Origin of the sequence: Kribbella polygonati (assembly GCF_050320105.1) — a bacterium.
In the GTDB taxonomy this organism is placed as follows: domain Bacteria; phylum Actinomycetota; class Actinomycetes; order Propionibacteriales; family Kribbellaceae; genus Kribbella.
This window is the reverse complement of sequence record NZ_CP190129.1, coordinates 8,696,231-8,717,824: the sequence shown is the minus strand read 5'-3', so window position 1 is coordinate 8,717,824 and position 21,594 is coordinate 8,696,231. Positions and strand designations below refer to the sequence as shown.

Annotated in this window: 20 protein-coding genes; 2 read left to right on the top strand and 18 right to left on the bottom strand. The window is 70.6% G+C overall.

The window, feature by feature from the left end; genetic code table 11:
• Nucleotides 1–52 precede the first annotated feature (52 nt).
• The 8 genes from ACQHIV_RS42020 to ACQHIV_RS41985 form a co-directional block, all read right to left on the bottom strand.
• Nucleotides 53–2,263, bottom strand: coding sequence for a hypothetical protein (locus tag ACQHIV_RS42020; protein WP_427890343.1), 2,211 nt, complete (start codon nucleotides 2,261–2,263; stop codon nucleotides 53–55).
• Nucleotides 2,260–3,234 (bottom strand): glycosyltransferase family 2 protein, encoded by a 975-nt coding sequence (locus ACQHIV_RS42015; protein ID WP_427890341.1) that lies wholly within the window; start codon nucleotides 3,232–3,234, stop codon nucleotides 2,260–2,262. The genes ACQHIV_RS42020 and ACQHIV_RS42015 overlap by 4 nt, the downstream gene beginning before the upstream one ends.
• Nucleotides 3,235–3,275: 41 nt before the next feature.
• Nucleotides 3,276–4,820: a gamma-glutamyltransferase gene (locus ACQHIV_RS42010; RefSeq protein WP_427890339.1), complete on the bottom strand. Its 1,545-nt coding sequence runs from the start codon at nucleotides 4,818–4,820 to the stop codon at nucleotides 3,276–3,278.
• Nucleotides 4,821–4,971: 151 nt separating this feature from the next.
• Nucleotides 4,972–7,545 carry a phenylalanine--tRNA ligase subunit beta gene (locus ACQHIV_RS42005; RefSeq protein WP_427890337.1) on the bottom strand — a complete coding sequence of 858 codons (2,574 nt, stop codon included), beginning with the start codon at nucleotides 7,543–7,545 and terminating at the stop codon, nucleotides 4,972–4,974.
• The gene (gene pheS, locus ACQHIV_RS42000; protein WP_427890335.1) at nucleotides 7,545–8,654 is read right to left on the bottom strand and encodes a phenylalanine--tRNA ligase subunit alpha; all 1,110 of its coding nucleotides are present in this window, start codon (nucleotides 8,652–8,654) and stop codon (nucleotides 7,545–7,547) included. The genes ACQHIV_RS42005 and pheS overlap by 1 nt, the downstream gene beginning before the upstream one ends.
• Nucleotides 8,655–8,740: 86 nt before the next feature.
• Entirely contained in the window at nucleotides 8,741–9,085 is a 345-nt protein-coding gene (locus tag ACQHIV_RS41995) for a hypothetical protein (RefSeq protein WP_427890334.1), read from the bottom strand.
• Nucleotides 9,078–9,974, bottom strand: coding sequence for a hypothetical protein (locus ACQHIV_RS41990; RefSeq protein WP_427890332.1), 897 nt, complete (start codon nucleotides 9,972–9,974; stop codon nucleotides 9,078–9,080). The genes ACQHIV_RS41995 and ACQHIV_RS41990 overlap by 8 nt, the downstream gene beginning before the upstream one ends.
• A gap of 13 nt (nucleotides 9,975–9,987) precedes the next feature.
• Nucleotides 9,988–11,508: an MFS transporter gene (locus tag ACQHIV_RS41985; protein WP_427890330.1), complete on the bottom strand. Its 1,521-nt coding sequence runs from the start codon at nucleotides 11,506–11,508 to the stop codon at nucleotides 9,988–9,990.
• Nucleotides 11,509–11,563: 55 nt separating this feature from the next.
• Here ACQHIV_RS41985 and ACQHIV_RS41980 point away from each other — a divergent pair, with 55 nt between their 5' ends.
• Nucleotides 11,564–12,268 (top strand): TetR/AcrR family transcriptional regulator C-terminal domain-containing protein, encoded by a 705-nt coding sequence (locus ACQHIV_RS41980; RefSeq protein WP_427890328.1) that lies wholly within the window; start codon nucleotides 11,564–11,566, stop codon nucleotides 12,266–12,268.
• On the opposite strand, the gene ACQHIV_RS41975 is transcribed toward ACQHIV_RS41980, so the two are convergent.
• From ACQHIV_RS41975 to infC, 6 genes are all read right to left on the bottom strand, one after another.
• Nucleotides 12,258–12,965 (bottom strand): hypothetical protein, encoded by a 708-nt coding sequence (locus tag ACQHIV_RS41975; RefSeq protein ID WP_427890326.1) that lies wholly within the window; start codon nucleotides 12,963–12,965, stop codon nucleotides 12,258–12,260. The two genes, ACQHIV_RS41980 and ACQHIV_RS41975, sit on opposite strands and share 11 nt — an antisense overlap.
• A gap of 161 nt (nucleotides 12,966–13,126) precedes the next feature.
• Nucleotides 13,127–14,017 (bottom strand): CehA/McbA family metallohydrolase, encoded by an 891-nt coding sequence (locus ACQHIV_RS41970; protein WP_427890324.1) that lies wholly within the window; start codon nucleotides 14,015–14,017, stop codon nucleotides 13,127–13,129.
• Complete coding sequence (locus ACQHIV_RS41965) at nucleotides 14,014–14,817, bottom strand: TrmH family RNA methyltransferase (protein ID WP_427890323.1); 804 nt, start codon at nucleotides 14,815–14,817, stop codon at nucleotides 14,014–14,016. The genes ACQHIV_RS41970 and ACQHIV_RS41965 overlap by 4 nt, the downstream gene beginning before the upstream one ends.
• Before the next feature lie 20 nt (nucleotides 14,818–14,837).
• Nucleotides 14,838–15,230 carry a 50S ribosomal protein L20 gene (rplT, locus tag ACQHIV_RS41960; RefSeq protein WP_131367113.1) on the bottom strand — a complete coding sequence of 131 codons (393 nt, stop codon included), beginning with the start codon at nucleotides 15,228–15,230 and terminating at the stop codon, nucleotides 14,838–14,840.
• Nucleotides 15,231–15,310: 80 nt separating this feature from the next.
• Nucleotides 15,311–15,505 (bottom strand): 50S ribosomal protein L35, encoded by a 195-nt coding sequence (rpmI, locus tag ACQHIV_RS41955; protein ID WP_141853049.1) that lies wholly within the window; start codon nucleotides 15,503–15,505, stop codon nucleotides 15,311–15,313.
• 81 nt (nucleotides 15,506–15,586) lie between these two features.
• A complete protein-coding gene (gene infC, locus ACQHIV_RS41950; RefSeq protein WP_380202322.1) occupies nucleotides 15,587–16,264 on the bottom strand; it encodes a translation initiation factor IF-3 in 678 nt (225 codons plus the stop codon).
• A gap of 294 nt (nucleotides 16,265–16,558) precedes the next feature.
• On the opposite strand from infC, the gene ACQHIV_RS41945 reads away from it, so the two are divergent.
• A complete protein-coding gene (locus ACQHIV_RS41945) occupies nucleotides 16,559–16,933 on the top strand; it encodes a DUF1844 domain-containing protein (protein ID WP_344746950.1) in 375 nt (124 codons plus the stop codon).
• Here the strand turns inward: ACQHIV_RS41945 and ACQHIV_RS41940 are convergent.
• Genes ACQHIV_RS41940 through ACQHIV_RS41925 form a run of 4 tightly spaced genes read right to left on the bottom strand, consistent with a single transcriptional unit; the run spans nucleotide 16,912 to nucleotide 21,383 of the window.
• A complete protein-coding gene (locus ACQHIV_RS41940; protein ID WP_427890319.1) occupies nucleotides 16,912–17,742 on the bottom strand; it encodes a hypothetical protein in 831 nt (276 codons plus the stop codon). The genes ACQHIV_RS41945 and ACQHIV_RS41940 overlap by 22 nt on opposite strands.
• Nucleotides 17,739–18,176, bottom strand: a complete 438-nt coding sequence (locus ACQHIV_RS41935; protein ID WP_427890317.1) for a hypothetical protein — start codon at nucleotides 18,174–18,176, stop codon at nucleotides 17,739–17,741. Before ACQHIV_RS41935 ends, ACQHIV_RS41940 begins: the two co-directional genes overlap by 4 nt.
• On the bottom strand, nucleotides 18,166–20,670 hold the full coding sequence (locus ACQHIV_RS41930; RefSeq protein WP_427890316.1) for an FtsX-like permease family protein: 2,505 nt from the start codon (nucleotides 20,668–20,670) through the stop codon (nucleotides 18,166–18,168). The genes ACQHIV_RS41935 and ACQHIV_RS41930 overlap by 11 nt, the downstream gene beginning before the upstream one ends.
• Complete coding sequence (locus tag ACQHIV_RS41925; RefSeq protein WP_427890314.1) at nucleotides 20,667–21,383, bottom strand: ABC transporter ATP-binding protein; 717 nt, start codon at nucleotides 21,381–21,383, stop codon at nucleotides 20,667–20,669. The genes ACQHIV_RS41930 and ACQHIV_RS41925 overlap by 4 nt, the downstream gene beginning before the upstream one ends.
• Nucleotides 21,384–21,594 lie beyond the last annotated feature (211 nt).

The window sequence follows — 21,594 nt, the reverse complement described above, 5'->3', positions numbered from 1 at the left end:
GACGCTGCGGCCGCGGGCGGGCAGGCCTTGCGCACCTGATGTTACGGGATGTTCACGCTCCGAGGTCGTAGATGCGGACCTTGCCGATGCTGTGTCGCCGGACCGCGAGCTGGTCCAGGGCGGGCGCGATCGGTCCGTTGCGGCCGTCGGCGTACAGCCAGCGGACGCCGTACTGGTCGCGCAGCCGCCGCAGGACCTCCGCGGTCGGTGCGGTCAGGGCCTGTTCGGTGAGCGTGACGCGGTCCGGCCACGGGGACGGCTGCTCGGTGTAACGGCGACCGCCGTGGCCCTGCGCGGCCATCGCCTGGTTCGTGTACGCCCAGCCCTCGAGCAGCGTACGGCGGCCGGCGATGCCGCTGACCAGGTAGCCGCGGGCGTCGCAGCCCGGCGCGATCGAGCCGGCCGGGCGGCACCACGTGTTCGTCGCGACCACGTCGTACTGCCCCGAGTGCTGCCCGAGCCACAACGCGGCCTCGGCCTCGTCGGGGTAGATCCACCAGCGCGCCGCGCGGTACGTCGGGGCCCTCTCGGTGTCGCCGCGGGCGGCGCTCTGCGCGAACGAACTGATCGGCGCGGTGGACAGCAGCACGAGTACGAGGAACATCCCGCCGCCTGCTTGGCGCAGCGTCAGCCTCCAGACGAGCAGCAGGAACAGCGTGATCCCGAGGACGACCAGCAGCATCCGGGTGGTCAGCCACAGCTGCCGGCCGGTCGAGGCCGCAGGGACACCGCGCGCCCAGACGAGCAGACCGGCGTACCCGATCGAGAGGATGAAGGCGGCGACCGCGATCGGGATCGGGCGTCCCGAGGCGCGCGCGCTGGTCGCCGCGAACCAGCCCGCGGCGGCAAGGCTGAACGGTGCCGCGGTGTAGACGAAGTACGACTCGCTGACCGACGGGTGGTCGATCAGCAGATAACCGAGCCAGCCGGCGATCATCGCGCCGAGCAGGAACCAAGCGATCGGGTCCCGCTTACCAACGACGCCGAAGCCGGCCCAGGACATCGCTTGCAGGGTCAGGAGGAGCCCTAGCAGCAGGCTGAGCGTTCCGAGCACCTCACCGTGCGCCAGCGCTGGGAGGATCAGCCCGCCGTCGCCGGGCTGCGTCTTGTCGCCAGTGGCCGCGGTGTAGACGGGGAGGGACTTCAGTACGGCGAGGAACTGCACGCTGGAGCCGCTGGTGCTTCCGGCAACTGTCAGGAGGGTGATCGCGCCGACAACGAGCAGGACGACTGCCGTGCCGACAAGACGCCACGGGATGCGGCGTCTTGTCACCAGTAGGTACAAGGCAGCAAGGCCGACGGCTGCGACCAGCAGTGGGAGCACGGTCGGCTTGGAGCCGCCGCCCACGACTGCTACTGGGACGATGAGCAGCCAGAGGCGGTGGCTGCCCTTTCTGAAGAGCAGCTCGATCAGGAACACCGCTACCGCAACAGCCGCGACCATGCCGAACGTCTGGGACGGGCTGAGCAGACTGACCGGCGGTGCGAGGTTCACACTCGTGTCGACGAGCAGGAACAACTGCGGGGCAGCCAGGGCGAGTGCCGCGAGTACGCCGGTCCACCAGGTGCGGCTGACCGTTCTGGCGAGAGTCGCGCACACGAGCAGCGAAACGACCAGCCAGGGCAGGATCCAGAGCCGGAACAGTACGACGAGCGGCGTCAGGCGCGTGACGTCCACGGCGGCGGCCATGTCGGCGTTCGCGAACCAGTGGTAGTCGAGGCGTTCGTGGACGACCTGCGGCAGCTCGGGCGGTACGGCACGGGTCAGCTCGTGCACCATCGACAGGTGGTACAGCAGGTCCGGGTAGTACGCCTCGCCGTGCGGAGGCATCGGGTGGTACGCCATCACGCCGAGCGTTGCCGCGCCGACCATCACCGCCGCGGACACCGCCAGCCCGACGGTCCACGCGAACGGCAGCGGCTTGGGGTCGGCGATCCGGAAGTACCGGCGCCCGGCGACCGCGAACCCGGCCAGCACCAACGCCGGCCACACGATCAGCCAGCGTTGCCACCCGAGCGCGGTGAAGATCGCCCAGCCGATCAGCTGCCAGGTCGCGCCGACCACCGACCCGAGCCCGAGATCCTCGGCCCAGTTGCCGGTACTGCGCCACGCTGCCCGCAGCAGCAACGTCCCGGGCAGCGCGATCGCACCCGCGAAGTACGCGGCGTACTTGAGGATCGGACCGGCGCCGGTGTCACCCAGCGAGACGAACCCGCCGGCCGCCACCAGGACCGGCAGCAGCCAAGGGGCGGACCGCCTCATCTGGTGCTTTCGTGGACGGGCTCCTGGTGCCCGTGGTCGTCGAGGCTGTCGTAGCCGACGAGGAACTGCGGACGGCGCTGACTCGACTGGAACAACCGCGCGACGTACTCACCGAGCAGCCCGAGACACAGCAGCTGGATCGCGCCGATCACGCTCACCGCGAGCACCGTCGACGTCCAGCCGGGAATGCTCCGGCCGGTCAGCTTGATCACCAGCGCGCCGATCACGAACAGGCCGGACATCGCCCCGCCGAGCAGCCCGAGCCAGGTCGCCAGCCGCAACGGCGCCGCCGAGAACGCGGTCACGCTGTCGAACGCGAGCCGCACCATCTTCGACACGCTGTACTTCGTGGTCCCGGCGGCGCGCTCCGCCCGGACGTACCTCACCTCGGTGCTCGGGAAGCCGAGCCACGGGATCACCAGCCGGAACACCCGGCCGTCGTCGGGCAGCGCGTTCACGGCGTCGACCACCCGGCGGGTCACCAGCCGGAAGTCGGCCGCGTCGAACGGGATCTCCTTGCCGACCAGGCGGCACATCAACCGGTAGTACAGCCGGGCGGTCGTCCGCTTCGCCCACGAGTCGCTCGAGCGGTCGGAGCGGACGCCGTACACGACGTCGACGTCCTCCTTCTCGACCGCGCGCAGGAACTCGGCGATCACCTCCGGCGGGTCCTGCAGGTCGGCGTCGATCGTCACGACGTACCGCCCGCGGGCGCGGCGGAAACCGGCCGACTGCGCGGCCTGGTGACCGCTGTTGCGGAGCAGGCGGACGACGCGGAGCTGCGGCCAGTCCTTCGCCGCGTCCAGAAGCAGCGCAGCGGTGCGGTCCCGGCTGCCGTCGTCGACGACCAGCAGCTCGTAGCTGATCCCGAGCCCGTCCAGCAGCGGGTGCATCCGCTCGAAGAAGATCGGCAGCACCTCTTCCTCGTCGTACATCGGCACGACGACGGAGAGCTCGGGCTTGTCCCGCATTGGCTACCTTCCTCCAGATCAGGGATCGACCTTAGCGCGCGCTACGCCGGCGAGATCGCCACCGCACCCGTACGCCGTGGGTCGCCGACCGCGAGCAGTCCGTCGGCCGGATCCCAGAACGCGGCGGCGACACCGCCGAAGTACATCGAGTGCGGCGGCATCGCCCGGGTCGGCAGCGCGGTCGAACCCGACACCGGCAGGTCGTCCTCGTAGTCGACGGTCACGTCCTCCCGGACGCGGACGTGCAGGCGCGGGTGCTCGACGGCTTCCCGGAGCGAGAGGCCGCCGTGGGTGGCAAGCGCGTACACCTGGGCGATCGCGGTCGGGATCCGGTCCGAGCCGGGCGAGCTGATCGCCAGCACCGCGCCGTCGCTGTCCCGCCGGGCGACGCTCGGCGCCATGTTGGACGTGAGCCGGGTGCCGGGCGCGAGGCTGTGCGGGCCGCCGTGCAGGAGCTCCTGCTCGCCGAGCGCGTTGTTCAGCCAGATGCCGGTGCCCGGGGTGAGTACGCCGGAGCCGTAGCCGGAGGAAACCGTGATCGCGCACGCGTCGCCCTCGTCGTCGACGACCGAGACTGTCGCCGTACTCGGTGAGGTCAGGGCGCGCAGGTCGCCGGCCGCGGCCAGGTCGAGGAGCTTCTGCCCTTCGAGACGGCGTACGTCCTCCGCGTCGAGCTCGGCGAGCCGGCGGCCGAGGACGGCGTACTGCACGTCGATCAGGCGCTCCAGCTCCGACTGGCGCCAGCTGCCGTCGGCCGGTACGCCGTCGAGCAGCGCGAGCATCGCGGCGGCCGCGACACCGCCGACCGCGGGCGGCGGGTTGGTGGCCAGGCGCCAGCCGTTCTGCTTCACGATCAGGGCCGGACGGACGATCGCCTCGTACGCCGCGAGGTCCTCGGCGGTGAGGATGCCGTCGTTCGCGGCCATGTCCTCGACGAGCAGGCGCGCGAGCTCGCCGGTGTACATCGTCTCGGCGCCGTCGCGGGCGATCAGCTCGAGCGCTTCGGCGAGCTCGGGGATGACGACCGTACTGCCGGCCTTGATCACGGTGCCGTCGTCGTCGTGCACGACACCGTGGCTCGGCTGGTGCCAGCCGAAGATGATCTCGTGGGTGAAGCCCAGGTAGTACCCGGAGGTGCGGCTCAGCGCGAACCCGTTCCGGGCGACGTCGATCGCGGGCTGGACCACCTCACGCCACGGCGCTTTGCCGCAACGGCGGTGCGCCAGGTCGAGCGCCTTCATCCCGCCCGGCGTGGCGACGGACCCGTGGCCGACCGTGGTCGTCGTACCGCCGCCGTAATCGGTGGTGACGTCCCAGACGCCCTGCCCGAACCGCTCACCCGGCAGGCCGCGCCCCGGCATCTCCACCCAGCCGTCGATCGTGACCGGCTCCGCCCCCGCCACCTGCAAGGTCACGAACCCACCCGATGCCGGCGACACCACCCCGATCTCGTTCACCATCGTGACGAGCGTGGCGGCAATCGCCGCATCCACCGCGTTACCACCCTCAGCAGCCACCCGCACCCCGGCGTCAGCAGCCGCCGCATTAGGCGCCGCGACGGCAACCCGCGGATGCCTCGCACTCATCGCCGGCCGCCGCTCGCGCGGCGAACCGCCGGGTCCGGCCCACCAGGTTGCCGCGCGGGGCCACACCCGCCGAAGCGCTGTGAAGACGCACTCAAGCACGCCCGGCGTGAAGCGGCCGGGCGGCTTGAGCGGGGGCCCGTGGGCATGGTTGTCAGCCGACCCGTTGGACGGCGTCGAAGCGGTCGACCGTCACCTGGACGGCGGCCTGGCGGGCGTCGGCCACCTCGTTCTCCTTCAGGGTGCGGTCGGGGGCGCGGAAGCGGAGGGCGAAGGCCAGCGACTTCTTGCCCTCGCCGATCTGCGCACCGGTGTACACGTCGAACAGCCGGACCGACTCCAGCAGCTCGCCCGCACCCTCGGCCAGCGCCGCCTGTACGTCGGCCGCCGGTACGTCGGCCGCGACGATCAGCGCCACGTCCTCCTTGGCCACCGGGTACGACGAGAACGGATGCGCGGTGACCGACTCCGGACCCGCCGCGATCAGCGCGTCCAGATCCAGCTCGACCGCACTCGACCGGGCCGGCAGCCCGAACGCCTGGCACACCTTCGGATGCAGCTCACCCGCATGCCCGACAACCTTCCCGTCGACCAGGAACTCCGCGCACCGACCCGGGTGCCACGGCGCAAGCTCGACGTTCCGGACGACCGGCTCGACGCCGACCACGGACGCGATCAGCCGGGCGATCTGCACCGCGTCGGCCCAACCCGCCGGGGTGCCCTTGCCCCACCAGCCGGCCGGCGTCCGCGAACCGGTCAGCACGACGCCGACGTGCAGCGGCTGGTCCGGGAGTGCGTCGTACAGCGACTGGACCTCGGCGTCGCTCGGGCGGTGTGCGACCGACGGGAGCGGCGCGGGCTTCGTCTCCGCCTTCGGCAGGAACACCAGGCCGGTCTGGAAGATCGCCAGGTCGCTCGCGCCGCGGCCGACGTTCCGCTCGGCGGTCCGGAGAAGGGTCGCGAGCAGGGTGGTCTGCATCGACGGCTCTTCGTCGGAGATCGGGTTGACGAGCTTCACCGTCGTACGCCGGGAGTCGTCGGCCGGGAGCCCGAGCGCGTCGAAGTCGGCGTCGCCGGTGAACGGGTACGACACGACCTCGGTCAGCCCCGCACCGACCAGCGCGGTAGCCACCTTCCGCCGCCGCCTCTGCGACACCGTCAGCCCCTGCCCGCCGGGAGCGGCAGGCAGGATCGACGGCACGTTGTCGTACCCGAACAGCCGAATGACTTCCTCGGCAAAGTCGTTGGGATCCCGCAGATCCGGCCGCCACGACGGCGGAACCACAGTGAGCAGATCGTCACCGGCAAGGGTCGAGGATCCGAACGTGGTGGTGCCGACCGTGTGGAGCGCAGGAGCGTTCACCCCGGCCGCCAACGGAGCCGCAACCGCATCGGCCGCCGCGACCTCCACCGTGCAGCCGACCGAGTGGAGGTGCTGGAGCGTGTCGTCGAGGGTGATGGCCGCGCCTGCGACGCGGGCGGCGTGGTCGGCGCGGAGGGTGACCGGGGACGGGGACGGGTGGGTGTCGGTGACCGTCTCGGCCGGGAGGATCGTGCCGCCGGCGTACTCGGCCAGCAGGTTCGCGACCCGCTGGGCGGCGTACCTCGGCAGGGCCGGGTCGACCTCGCGTTCGAACCGGCGCGACGCCTCCGACGACAGCTTGTGCCGACGCGACGCGCGCGCGATCACGATCGGGTCGAAGTGCGCGGCCTCGATCACCACGTCGGCGGTGTTCTCGGAGATCTCCGTCGACGCGCCGCCCATCACCCCGGCGACACCGATCGGGCCGGAGTCGTCGGTGATCAGCAGGTCCTCGGTGTCCAGCTCGCGGGTCTGGTCGTCGAGCGTCATCAGCTTCTCGCCCGCGGTCGCCCGCCGTACGACGATCTCGCCGGCCAGCCGGGCCCCGTCGTACGTGTGGATCGGCTGCCCGAGCTCCAGCATCACGTAGTTCGCGACGTCGACGCCGATCGAGATCGGCCGCATCCCGGACGCGAGCAGCCGCTTCTGCATCCACCGCGGCGAGAGCGCCTTCGGGTCGATCCCGGTCACCGTCCGCGTGACGAAAACACTGCACGCCTCGGCGTCGTCGACCCGCACCGGGTAACCACCCGACCCCGACCCGTCCAGCGCCAGCTGAGCAGGATCCTTCAGCGGTACCCCGTACGCCGTCGCCGCCTCGCGCGCGACCCCGCGGATCGACAGGCAGTACCCACGATCCGGCGTGACCGCGATGTCGAGTACGTCGTCGCGCAGCGCGAGCAGCTCGATCGCGTCGTCACCCGGCGTGGCCTCGCCCGGCTCGAGCACCACGATCCCGTGCGTACCGTCGTCGCCCAGGCCGAGCTCGGTGCTCGAGCAGATCATCCCGCTCGACACGTGCCCGTACGTCTTCCGCGCCGAGATCGCGAACCCGCCGGGCAGCACCGCGCCCGGCAGCACGACGATCACCAGGTCGCCGACCTCGAAGTTGTGCGCGCCGCAGACCACCCACTGCGGCTCGTCCTTGCCGATGTCGAGCGAGCACCAGCGGATCGTCTTGCCGTTCTTCTGCGGCTCGTTCTCGTACGTGAGCACCTTGCCGACCACGAGCGGGCCGGTCAGGTCGGACTCCTCGACGGTCTCCACCTCGAGGCCGGCCCGGATCAGCTGCTCCGCGACCTGGCGGCCGGTGACGCCGGCCGGCAGGTCGACGTACTCACGAAGCCATGACAGTGGGACCCGCATCAGATCTCCATCCCGAACTGGCGGCTGAACCGCACGTCACCCTCGACCATGTCGCGCATGTCCTCGACCCCGTTGCGGAACATCAGCGTCCGCTCCAGGCCCATGCCGAACGCGAACCCGGAGTACCGCTCGGTGTCGATGCCGTTGGCCTGCAGGACCCGCGGGTTCACCACGCCGCAGCCGCCCCACTCGATCCAGCCCTCGCTGCCGCAGGTCCGGCACGGGCGGTCCGGGTTGCCGACGGACGCGCCGCGGCAGACGAAGCACTTCAGGTCCACCTCGGCCGACGGCTCGGTGAAGGGGAAGAAGTTCGGCCGCAGCCGCGCCTCGAGACCCTCACCGAACATCGACACGACGAAGTGGTCGAGCGTGCCCTTCAGGTGCGCGAGCGTGATCCCTTCGTCAATGACGAGCCCCTCGACCTGGTGGAAGACCGGCGTGTGGGTCGCGTCCAGCTCGTCGGTGCGGAACACGCGGCCCGGGCAGATCACGTAGATCGGGGGCTTGCGGCTCAGCATCGACCGAGCCTGCACCGGCGACGTGTGCGTGCGCAGCACCTTCCCGGAGCCGGCCGGCTCGACGAAGAAGGTGTCCTGCATCTGCCGCGCCGGGTGGTCGGGCTGGAAGTTCAGCGCGTCGAAGTTCAGCCACTCGGCCTCGACCTCGGGCCCCTCGGCGACGTCCCAGCCGAGCGCGGTGAACACGTCCGCGACCTGCTCGGAGATCAGCGACAGCGGGTGCCGGGCGCCGAGCTCGGGGGTGTGCCACGGCAGCGTCACGTCGACGCGCTCGGTGGCCAGCAACTGCTCCTCGTGCTCGGCCTCGAGCACCGCGAGCCGGGCCGCGAAGCCCTCGTTGATCGCCTTCCGGGCGGCGCCGATCCGCTGCCCGGCCTCCTTGCGGGCCTGCGGCGGCAGCGCGCCGATCTCCCGGTTGGCCAGCACGATCGGCGACTTGTCCCCGAGATGAGCCGACTTCGCCTCCTGCAGGGCGGCCAGATCGGCCGCCCCGGTAAACGCCGTCAGCGCCTCGTCGCGGGTCCGCTCCACCTCGTCGGCATGCAGCGGCGTCACTTCGACCGGGTCGTAATCAGTGTTGGGACCGGACATGGCTCGCTCTCAATTCGGAACTTCTGCGGATTGCAGTCTAGAAACCCCAACCCCAATCCCGTGAATCGCCCGTCCACAACCCCGGATCAGCCGAGCCGGTGGCGGGCCCTGATCGCCCCCACGAGGATGCCGAGACCGGCGAGGAAGGCGCCGACGCCGATCGGGAGGAAGAAGGTCGGGTAGGCGACGACGGCGGACGGGTCGGTCCACGGTTCGTGGCCCGGCGACGGTTCCGCCAGGATTAGGCAGATCGCGCCGGTGACGTCGTACGCGATCGTCAGCAGGACGGTGGTGATCGCCAGCCGGCGGGACCACTTCAGCACGCGGCGGCTCCCGCGCGACCGTCCGCTCAGCATTGTCCCGAGGGCGAACGGCAGCAGGATCAGCAGGGCCAGCAGGACAGCGTTGGCGACCTCCTGGAACTCAGGCACGACGCTGCGTCCTCCGCGCCCACGCGAGGGTCACCAACCCGGCGACGAGCGCCACCAGCGCGGGTGCGGCCCACAGGATCGGCTGGTCCGGACCCATGCTGATGACGCCGGGAGCGGGGTCGCTCGGATCCGGTACGACGACGTCGAGCACGAGGTAGACCGCGGCGAACAACGTCGCCAGACCTCCGGTCAGCAGACCGGAAGCCGAAGGTACCGCCTCGTCCGCGATCCGCCCCGCGCGCACAAGCCACGCGATCGCCCCGGCACCGAGCAGCGGCCCGACCAGGACGAGGCACCACGTACTCCACTCGAGCAGGCCCGAACCCGAACCGGCGCCGCTCAGCTCACCCCACATCACGTAGGTCAGCACCGTGCAGAGCGCCACCACCGCGATCACCGCGGCGGGCCGCGCCTGGCTGCGGATCCGGCCGAGGAGGTACGAGAGCAACGCGAGCGGGAGCATCACCAGCGCCGACCACAGCAGCACGTCCACGGCCCACTGCGACTCGTTGCCGTACGTCGGCTGGATGCGAGCCAGCTCGCGATTCGTCAGCCCGGACCGCTTCGTCCAGTCCGCCAGTACGGCCGGGTCCATGGCATCCAGCCGGGCCAGATTCGCCTCGGCCGCGATGCGGCGTACCGCGTCCCGCGCACCCGACATCCGCATCAGCTGACCGACGGCGCAGTGCCGGCCCGCCGAGTCCACGAAGTACGGCGTACTCCGCAGGCCGGTGTCGTTGCGCGGAAAGGCCCGGCTCTTCCGGTACGCCCGCAGTACGTCGAGGTTCCGGCGCCGCTCGGGGTCGGCGGACGGACGGTGGCGGAGCTCCAGCTCGGCGGTCCACAGGTGGATCCGGGTCGGCAGGTCGATCAGCCACCGTCGCGTCATACCGCGAATGCTGTCAGTGCACCGGGTCGTCCACCGGTGCGACCTCGTCCTGGATCTTCGGCTCAGGCTTCGGGAGGACGGTCAGCGCGACGACCGCACCGGCGACCGCGCCGATCGCGCCGACGGTCATCGCGATCGACATCGCGTCGACGAACGCGTGCTTGGCCGCGGCGAAGAAGTCCGGGCCGAGCGCGAGCGTGTCCGCGATCGACTTCCGCGCGGCCTCCGGTACCGAGTCCGGCAGGGCCGAGGAGTACGCCGCCGCGAGCACACTGCCGAGTACGGCGACCGACAGCGCCGCACCGGTCTGCTGAACGGTGTCGTTCATCGCCGACCCGACGCCGCGGTGCTCCGGCGGAACGGCCTGCATCAGCAACGTGTACGCCGCCGGACCGGCCAGGCCACCGCCGATGCCCATCACCAGCAGCCCCAGGATCAGCAGGCCGTACCCGGTCGAGTCGGACACCTGCGTGAGGATCCCGAACGCGCCCGCGATCACGATCAGCCCGAGCGCGATCAGCGTCCGGTCCGCCAGCTTCTTCCCGAGCGTCGCGCCGAGCACGTTGAACACGGTCGCGGCCACGGCGTACGGGATCAGCGCCAGCCCGGCCTTCAGCGGCGAGTACCCGAGCGCGAACTGCAGGTACTGCGTCAACGCCAGCATCAGCCCGCCCGCGGTGAATGACAGCAGCACGATCGAGAAGCTCGTCCCGCTGAACCGCCGGTCCCTGAACAGCGCGAGCGGCACCATCGGGTGCGCGCTGCGCTTCTCCCACAGCGCGAACGTGGTCAGCGCGACGATCCCGACCGCCAGCCCGCCGAGCACCTTCGCCGACCCCCAGCCGTTGCCGGGGATCGACACGATCGCCCAGACGATCGAGGCCATGCCGACGATCGTCAGCACCGCACCGGCCGGGTCGACGTCGCGCGCCGGGCCCTTCGACTCCGGGATCAGCGCCACCGTGCCGATGATCGCCAGTACCGCGATCGGCACGTTCAGCAGGAAGATCGAGCCCCACCAGAAGTGGTTCAGCAGTACGCCGCCCACGGTCGGGCCGGCCACCACGCCGACCATCGCAACCATCGACCAGCCCGCCATCGCCTTGCGCTGCTCCTCCGGCGGGAACACGGTGAACAGCAGCGACAGCGTGCTCGGCATCAGCAGCGAGCCGCCGACGCCCATCAGCCCGCGGCAGGCGATCAGCTGCCACGGGTTCGCGGCGAGCGTCGCGAGCAGCGAGGCGGCGCCGAACAGCACCAGCCCGATCAGCAGCATCTTGCGGCGCCCGTACCGGTCGGACAGGCTGCCCGCGGTCAGCAGCAGCCCGGCGAACGCCAGGATGTAGGCGTCGATCACCCATTGGATGTCCGCCGGCGTGGCGTCCAGGTCGCGCATCAGCGACGGGATCGCCAGGTTCAGGACGGTGTTGTCGACGACGAGCACCATCAGGCTCAGGCACAGGATCAGCAGGATCCACCAGCGCCGGGGATGCCCGGTCGCGGCTTCGGACGACTCGAACGGTGTACTAGTCACTCGCACACTGTACGACGAACTCGTACGTCGTGCGAGTGGTTAGTAGGATGGGCGCATGAGAGAGACGATCTGGACCCGGGAACGGAAGGCGTCACCCGCGCGCGAGACGTTGAGCCGGGAGCAGATCGTGGCCGCCGCGATGCAGGTGCTGGACGCCGAGGGCGTGGCCGGGCTGAGCATGCGGAAGCTGGCGGCCAGGCTCGGCGCCGGCGCGACCAGCCTGTACTGGCACGTGCCGACCAAGGACGACCTGATCGACCTGCTGATCGACGAGGTCTGGGGCGAGATCGACGTACCGGAACCGGACCTGGCCGGGTGGCGGAGCGGGGCGCTGCTGTTCGGCCACAGCCTGCGGTCCGCCATCCTCCGGCATCCGTGGCTGCCAGAGGTGATGTACACCCGGCCGAGCATCGGGCCGAAGGCGATGCGGCTCGGCGCGCGCGGGGTCGTGCTGTTCGGCGCGGCCGGGTTCTCCGACAGGGAGGTCGACCTGGCGCTGGGCAGCGTGATGTCGTACGCGCTCGGTACGGCCAGCGCCGAGGTCGCGACCCGCGAGATGCACCGGCGGTCCGGGCAGTCCGAGCAGGAGTGGGTCGCGGAGCTGCTCGAACAGGCTCAGTCGGCGGCGGACGACTACCCCGAGATGCAGGAGTCCGTCCGTCGGCGTACCGCCACCGACCTCGACAGCAGCCTGACCGAGAACTTCGTCTACGGGCTCGACGCGCTCCTCGACGGGCTCCAGACCCGCGTCAGGAAGTAAGACCGAACCAGGGCTCCTTGGCGAGCTCCTCGCGCAGCACCACCCGGTCCCGCTCGTCGGAGATCGCCACCGCCAGTTCCTCGACGCGTTCCAGCTCCCGCCGCGCTCCGGCGGTGTCGCCGGTCGCCGCCAGCGCGCGGGCGAGTGCTTCGCGGGCGAACGGCTCGTCCCAGTCGCCCATCTGCGCGGGATACGCCCGTACGAGTTCGAGGCACCGGCGGGCGTGGAGCAGGCCGGCCTCGGCGCGGCCGATCCGGAGCGCGGCGCGGGCGATCAGGTGCTCCCCGCGGGCATGGTTGGCCTCGTTCCCGGCCTCGAGCCAGTGCAGGCAGGCGGCGTACGCGCCGTACAGCAGGCGTTCCTGGTCCTCGAGCGGGCTCGTCTCGTCGATCTCCTCGAGCAGGTCCCAGGTCTCGTTGTTCAGCTCGACCCCGAAGTACCGGTGCAGCTCGCGGCCCTCGACCAGCTCGGTAGCCACCTTCTCCATCAGCTCCGGCCAGCTCGCCAGCCCGTACTCGCGGGCGATCGTCAGCTGCGCGTCCCGCAGCGTGAACCCGGCACCGTCGTACGCCGGATGCTGCGCGCGCACCCGCTCGATCGCGTCCGGCCGCCCTTTGACGACCGCCTTCCGCAGCTCCTTCGCCCGCGCGCGCAACTGACTGAGACTCGCCTTGGCAGGCAGCGGTGTGGTCGACATCGACAGTCCTTCCAGACAGCCCGCTCCGCTGACCAGGCCGTCCCGAAGGGTCCCTCGGCCATGACTCGAGATCCAGCAGTCAGGTGCACTCAGTGCTTGCCGCGAAGAGGAGGCGCCCTGACGCGCACTACCCCAACGCTGACACGCGCCCCGGCGGGACGTCAACCGAGATGGATCGGGTTGGTCCAGGCTCGGTGGCCGGTGGTGTCTTCGGTGGTGAGGCGGCAGTGGGTGCCGTTGAAGAGGCGGAGGGGGAAGGTGTGTTCGGTGAGGTCGGTGCCTTGGGCAACCTCGGCGCCGGGGTGGCCGCCGGTGAGGAGGATCTTGGTGGCGGGTGAGCAGTGGACGGTGATCTCGTCGCCCTCGATGCGTACGTCGTACAGCTCGGGGCCGGTGCTGGAGTAGAAGTGGCCGGCCTTCAGCGCGGTGAGGAGGGCGTCGGGGTCGAGGGACTCGGCGCGGACGTGGACCCAGGCCTGGCACGGCGGTGGGTCCTGGGGTTGCAGGTGGGCGTCGTCGGCGGCGTACGTGGTGAAGCGGTGGCCGCGGTTCAGGAGGACGTCGGTGAGGTGCCAGCTGTCGCCGCGGTTCTCGCGGTCGGCCAGCGCGTTGTAGACCTCGATCGAGTGGGCGGCATCCAGGCTCTCCGCGTCCGACGCTGTCAGGAGTGAGGCTGATGGATGGGCCATGCCGACGAATGCACCGGCGGCACGGGCTCGGCGTGCCAGTCCAGGACCGTCTTCAGAGTCGGACGGGGGTGGGAAGTCGAGGGGGAGGCCTGCTGCGACGATGTGCCATTGCTGGCCGGCCTCGGTGCGGGGCGCGTGGAGTTCGGCGCCGATGAGGGTGGTGAAGGTGCCGGTGCGCAGGTCGCGGGTGTCGGTGACCGGGTAGCCGTACTCGGGGCGGAAGTGGTCGGTGATCGACACGAAGTCGTAGCCCGCGGTCCGGTAGACGTCGGCCGTCTCGGCCGGGGACAGGAACCCGTCGGAGCGGTTCGAGTGCGTGTGCAGGTTGCCGCGCCAGAACCGGCCTGGCAGGTCGAAGATCATCGGCGTTGCTCGCGGGCCGACGCGTACAGGCAGATCGCCGCGGCGGTGGCCAGGTTGAGCGACTCGGCGCGGCCGTAGATCGGCACCTTCACCGAGTGGTTCACGACGGCGTTGATGCCGTCCGGCAGACCGTGCGCCTCGTTGCCGAACAGCCACACGGTCGGTTTCGCCAGCGTGCCGTCGTCGATGCACGTGTCCAGGTCGGTCGCGCCGTACCCGTCCGCGGCGAGCACCTGCAGCCCCTGCTCGCGCCACGCCCGCACGGCGTCCACGATGTCGACGTCGGTGGTGATCGGCACGTGGAAGATGCTGCCGACGCTGGCCCGGACCGCCTTCGGGTTGTGCGGGTCGACGGACTCCGAGGACAGTACGACGGCATCGGCGCCGGCGGCGTCCGCCGTACGGATCAAGGTGCCGACGTTGCCCGGATCGCGGACCTGGACGCCGGCCGCGATCAGCGTGACCGCATCGGTCCGCAGCGGGACGTCCACCAGCGAGCAGACCGCGACCACGCCCTGCGACGTGACGGTCTCGCTGAGCGCCTCGATCGCGGCCCGGTCGACCTCGAACCACGAGACGCCGGCGACCGCGGCCAGGTCGTGCAGGTCACGGTGCCGGGTCGCGACGGCGGGCTCGGCGTACACCTCGAGCACGAGCTCACGGTGTTCGAGCGCCTCCCGGACGGCCTGCGGGCCCTCGACCAGGAACCGGCCGGTCTTGCGCCGGAACGCACGAGTGGCGAGCCGCCGGGCCTGCTTGATCCGCGCGGACTGCGCGGTCAACAGACCAGGGCTCGCCACTTGTGGGGTACGGGTGGTGCTCAGGCCGCGGCGTCGGACTTCGGCGCGTTCACGTCCGCCGGCAGGGCGGCCTTGGCCACCTGCACGAGCGCGGAGAACGCCGCCGGGTCGTTGACAGCCAGGTCGGCGAGGATCTTGCGGTCCACCTCGACCTCGGCCAGCCGCAGGCCCTGGATGAAGCGGTTGTAGGTCAGGTCCTCGGCGCGGACCGCGGCGTTGATGCGCTGGATCCACAGCTTGCGGAAGTCGCCCTTGCGCGCCTTGCGGTCACGGTAGGCGTAGACGAGCGAGTGGGTGACCTGCTCCTTGGCCTTGCGGTACAGCCGCGAGCGCTGGCCGCGGTAGCCGCTGGCCTGCTCGAGTACGACCCGGCGCTTCTTGTGGGCGTTGACTGCCCGCTTCACGCGTGCCATGAGGTGTTACTCCTTGTATTTCTGCGCCGGAGCCGGGACGGTGCCCACTCGGCGGGGGATGTGCTGGGGGGTGGGGGTGCTCAGATGCCGAGCAGCTTCTTGGCCTTCTTCACGTACGCCGGGGCGACCTCGACGGTGCCCGAGAGGCGACGCTTGCGCTTCGACGACTTCGCCTCGGCGAGGTGCCGGATACCGGTCTGCTCACGACGGATCTTGCCCGACCCGGTGACCCGGACCCGCTTCTTCATCCCCGAGTGGGTCTTCATCTTCGGCATGGCTGTTCTGCTCCTGATTTTCTTCGTTGACTCGATCTTCGGTGTGCCGGCTCCGGCAGCCTGCGCGGCCGGAGCGAGACGTCACTCCGGGTCGAGGTTGTCGGCCGGACCCTTCGGCTTCTTGGTGGCGCCGGCGGCGCGCTCGGCCTCGTGAGCCTGGGCCTGCTCGGCGCGTTCCTTGCGCTCCGCTTCCTCCTCGGCCTCCCGCTCGGCCTTCCGCTGCGCCTTCTCGGCTTCCACGTCCACGCGCGCTTCGGACTTCTTCTTGTGCGGTCCGAGCACCATGATCATGTTCCGGCCGTCCTGGCGCGGCGAGGACTCGACGAAGCCGAGCTCGCTGACGTCCTCGGCCAGCCGCTGCAGCAACCGGAACCCGAGCTCGGGCCGGGACTGCTCACGTCCGCGGAACATGATGGTGATCTTGACCTTGTCCCCGGCCTTCAGGAACCGCACCACGTGACCCTTCTTGGTCTCGTAGTCGTGCGGGTCGATCTTCGGCCGCAGCTTCATCTCTTTGATGATGGTGTTGGTCTGGTTCCGGCGGGACTCGCGCGCCTTCTGCGCGGTCTCGTACTTGTACTTGCCGAAATCCATCAACTTGCAGACCGGAGGCCGGGCGGTCGCCGCGACCTCGACCAGGTCGAGGTCCGCCTCCTGGGCCAGCCGCAGTGCGTCCTCGATCCGGACGATGCCTACCTGCTCACCGTTCGGTCCGACCAGCCGCACCTCGGGAACGCGGATGCGCTCGTTGACGCGCAAATCAGTGGTGATGGGTCCTCCTGGGTTGAACTCGTACTGGGTGCCACCTCGTGATCGGTGGGCCTCCTGAAAAACACGAAGGCCCTCGTGCGATCACACGAAGGCCCAATTCCCAGCGGTACGACGTCCCAACCCTCGCGGGGAGGTACGCCGTACGTTGACCGGGACCCGCCGACTGTTCATCGACTGGGTGGGAGGTGGCCCTCCGCTTAGACTTGAACCGTTGCCGTCCCTTGACTATTCCGGTCAGGGGTCACCAACGGACCAGGTCGGTCGCCATGTAAGAGTAGCAGCATGACCGACGCAGATGCCACTCCGCAGCCCGACCCGCTCGCGACCGCTTCCCGCGACATCGCCGAGGTGCCCGCCGTGGAGATCATCTCCACCGCCGCACTCCACCTGATGAGCGCGGCCGCCGTCAACCTCGGCCTGGCCGCCGACCTGCCGGAGCACAAGGACCTCGACGAGGCGCGGTCGCTGATCGACTCACTGGCCGGCCTGCTGGACGCGGCCGGCCCGTCCCTCGGCCACCACCACGCTGCGCCGCTGCGGGACGGGCTGCGCTCGCTGCAGCTGGCGTTCCGGGAGGCCAGCTCGATCCAGGACGAGCCGGGTCAGGGCCCTGGCGAGAAGTACACCGGCGCCGTCTACCCGGCCGCCGCCAAGTAGGACCTGCGTACGCGCCGGACCCGGATCCGCTCCAACGGTGCGAAGGCGAGCCAGCACACCACCGTCGGCAGGAAGTGGATCAGTAGGATCGCGGTGGTGGCCGCGTGGAACCCGAGGAAGAACAGGGCTCCGAACAGCTGCCACCGCCCCTTCAGCCACAGGATCACCGGCGAGCAGAACTCGGCGATGATCCCGACCCACTGCATGACGTGCAGCATCCACGGGTGCTGCAGCAGGAACTCCCCCACCGCATGCGGCCGCCGTACGATCGCCCAGGTCAGTACGGCGCTGCTCGGCCACGCCAGCGTCCAGTGCCCGCTGCGGAGCTTGGCGATCGCGGACAGGAAGTACGTCGCGATCACGCACAACTGGATGCACCGGACCGCCCAGCCCGCCGCCTCCGACGTGGTCCGGTCGCCGTACGACGCGCGGCCGACCGTTGGCAGCACCCACAACGCGATCACCAGTGCGAGGTGGTCGTGGTCGACCTTGCCGTCGCTCATCCCGATCAGGACCCACCAGGTGAACGCCGGTGCGACGATCCAGCCCGCGACCCGCGGGAGGTAGTTCGTCGCGCCCAGGAGACAGGCCGCGATCAGCACGTAGTACAGCGCGGTGGTGTTCGCCACCGTCGGCTCCGGGAGGTCGAACAGCCGGGCGAGGAACAGCGGCTGGTACAGCCCGGGATGCTCGCCCTTGAGCAGGGTGTCGCGGACGAACGCGTGCATGTCGAGGATGACGAACAGGTACAGGACCGTCCGCAGCCAGGCGATCCGCCCCATCGCGATCGAGGGCGTGAACCACTTCATCGGCGTACCTTCCAGGTGGTGAGTATCCGCGGCACCGGCGGGCCGGAGACCCGGCCGCCGACCAGCGTCGTGGTGTCCTGGATCAGCAGGAGCGTCACGTACTTCGGTTTGTCCGGGTGCTTCCGCGCCCACCCGTCCGCCACCTGCTGGAGCAGCGACGGGTCCTTCACGATCTCCCCCGCCCGCGCCTCGATCTCGGCCCGGGCCACCCCGGCACCCTCGATGTTCAGCGGTACGTCGACAGTCGGGCCGGCGTCGGTGACCGCGCTGATCCGGGTGAAGACGATCGACTCGTCGTCGGCGACCACCATCGAGTACTGCGACATCGGCCCGAACGGCCACAGGTCGTCCGTACCGCGGACGGACCCGTTGACGAGCAGCACGAGCCCCACCACAGCGACAACTACCCGCGCGATCCTCAGCTCAGTCCGCACGGCGTACCAGCTCCAAGCGGGAACGCGTCAGCGCATAAGGCACTGCAGCAGCGAACAAGGGCACGAGTATGGCGACACCAGCGATCACGGCCCACGGCACGACGACCGTCGGCGAGCCGACGACGCTGTGCGCGGTGAACCCGTACAAGGCGCCCACTGCCACGCCAAGCAGACAACCGAGCTGCCCGAGGAACCAGCCTTGCGCAGCCGCGAGCCCGCGACGCAACCTGGGCGGCGCACCGACCGCAGCGAGCGTCGAGAAGTCCGCACGCCCCTCTGACATCGACAAGGCGACCGACATGGCCACGCCGAGCAGCGTTGCCGCCAGCCCTGCGATCAGCAGCCCGATCGAGGCCTTGCGTACCGGGCTCTGATACCCGTGCTCGACCTTCAACGCGTCCTCATGACCGAGCAGCCTCGCCACCGCGGCCAGCCGCGCCGCGCTCGGCTCCTCCCGCAGACTGAAGTGCACCGCATCCACACCGGCCGTCCCCAGCCGTCGCGCGGCATCGGTGCTGATCAGCGCCGACCACGCCAGCACACCGGCTCTCGGCGGCGACGGCACGACCGCGGCCGGGTACTGGAACGTCTGCCGCCCGTCCAGGTCGTCCCCCCGCGCGAGCTTCACCTTCCCGTCGTGCGCCATCGTCGCCAGCGGTACGACGACCTTCCCCTGCCGCAGCGCCTCCGCTGCCCGCCGGCCCCAGTCGAGGAACCGCGCGATGTACGCCGGATCGACCGCCGTCAGCGAGTAGCCGGTCGAGTAGACGCTGCCGTTCGCGACGTACCCGTCGGTCGCCTTCGTGCCGTTCAGTACGACGGTGCCGACCTCGTACCGCTGCTCCACCGGCAGCAGGGCCTGGACGCGGTCGACCAGCTGCGCCGAGTACGGGATGTCGCCGTCGAACCGCAGGACAGCGTCCCCGATCCGCCCGGCCGGTTCGTAGTTCTGTGCCTTGGCGGCGGACTGGTTCACCACGGCGAACCCGAGCGCCGTCGTACCGGCGACCGCGATCATGATCGCCGCCGTGACCGGGCCGGTGCGGTGCCGGTGCCGGGACGCGTCCCGGAGTGCCAGCCGCATGCTCAGCGGTAGCCTGCGGAACCGCCCGGCGACCTTGCCGACGAGCGCGGGCAGCATCCAGACCAGCCCGGCGACGACGAGCGTGATGCCGGCGACGACCACTGCCACCGGAAGCGTCGGCGAGGCCGAGGCGACCCGCGAGATCTGGGCCGGGTCGGCGGCCGCGCGCTGCTGCCGGGCGGTGTCGAGCGCGGAGGCCAACTGGATGTTGCCGACGACGGACAGCACCAGCCCGGCGGCGATCAGTACGAGCGTGACGCGCCGGAGCCGGACCGCACCCACGACCGCGCTGAACCGGCCGGCCAAGGCAGCCAACGGTGGTCGTCGCGCCGCTCCGATCGCCGGAACCAGCGCCGAGGCGAGCCCAGCCACCAGCCCGACGGCGACGACGCCGAGCAGCTGCAGCCATGGGAGCTGCCAGCCAGTGATGAGCGTCGAGGTGGCGTCCTCCCACCAGGACTTCCCGGCCAGCGCAGTCGCCACGCCGATCACGAGCCCGCCGCCCGCGCCGAGCAGTCCGGCGTACAGGCCCTGTGCCAGCACGACCCGTCGTACGTCGGCCGACGTACCGCCGACCGCGGTGACAAGACCGAGCTCCCGGGTCTGCCGACGCGCTACGACCGCGAAGGCCGTGCCTGCGAGCAGCACGAGCTCCAGTACGCCGAAGCCGACGATGAGCACGCGTGCCGCCGTACCGCCAACGGGACCGCGGGGCGTCGCGGGCGGGTCGATGATGGAGGCCCTGGACTCAAGAGTCATGCCGTGCTTGCTCAGCTTCTCAGCCAGCGCGTTGACGTCCACCCCGTTCGGCAGGTCGACCAGGTACTCCGCTTGCGAGTCCGGGTCGCCCACAGCGGGCGTCGCGAACACCAGTCGCGACTTGGGGAGGTCGAGTGTGCGGGCAACGCCGACGACCTGGTACTTCGTCCCGTTCGCAGCGGTCAGAACGCTGCCCTGGTGCAGCCCCAGGTGGTCCGCCAGGACAGGTGACAGCGCGACCTCGCTCGCCTTCGCAGGCATCCGCCCTGCGTCGAGACGGTAGGTCCCGGCGAGCATGCTGTCCGAGAAGTCGCCCGTGACGAGCCCGACGTTCAGGGCGGTCCCGTTGCCGCGCAGTTCGATGTCGCTGGCGAGCGACTTCGCTCTGGCGTACTGCGACCCGCTCGGCAGGGCACCGCGTACGTCGGTGCGTGCGGACGGTGCCGTGAGTCGCGCATCGGCCGACCCGATGACCGTGCGCGCCAGCAGCTCGCCTGTGGGATGCGTACCTCGGTGTACGACGCTGAACCAGCTACCCGCGAGCACAGGCAGGCCGACGAGCGCGGCAATCAGCAGGGTCCGTCCCAGCGTGCGTCGCGCCGTACGGCGGGCCAGCCGCAACGCCAGGACCCAGTCGTTGAGGAGTTTCACAGCAGCACGTCCGCATCCTGCAGGGCCTCCGTCTGGCCGTCGACGCGGCCGTCACGCAGGTAGACGACCCGATCGGCCCAGGCCGCGTGCCGCGCGTCGTGTGTGACGAGCACACCGGCAATGCCGTGCTGGTCGCAGCGGTCCCGCAGTAGCTGAAGGACGGCCTCGCCGGTGGTCGAGTCGAGCGCACCCGTTGGCTCGTCGGCCAGCAGCAGCCGCCGTTCGCCGACGATGGCCCGCGCGATCGCGACCCGCTGCCGCTGGCCGCCGGACATGTCGTCGGGCAACCGGTCCGCGAGGTCCACGATGTCCACCTCGGCCAGTGCCGCCCGCGCCTGCTTGCGCGCCGCCCGGGTCCGTACGCCGTCCAGCTCAAGCGGGAGCGCGACGTTCTCGGCCGCGGTCAGCGCGGGGATCAGGTTGAAGTCCTGGAACACGTACCCGATCAGCCGTCGCCGGACCGCCGCGACCGCGGTCGGGCTCAGCGCGGTGAGGTCCTTGCCGTCCAGCAGCACCTGCCCGCCGGTCGGCCGGTCGAGCCCGCCGGCGCAGGTCAGCAACGTCGACTTGCCCGACCCCGACGGCCCCATCACCGCGACCAGCTCCCCCGGCCGCACCGTCAGGTCCACACCCCGCAACGCCTGCACCGCCCGCGCACCGTCCCCGTGGACCCGGATCAGGTCGCGCACCACCAACCCCTGCTCGTTCACCATGGATACTGAGTATGCATACCCGGTATCTACGGCGCAAACTTGATTGACCCCGCAGCTAGGGGGTGCCGCCCGGTCCCACGCCGTAGCGAGCAGGCGCTCGGCGGAGTGCCTCGGTGAGCGGGAGCGGAGGGCTCGATGTGGTGTCATCGTGCCCTTCGCTCCCGCTCGGCGAGGTGCCCGCCGAGTGCCGCGCAGTAGGCGTGGGACCGGG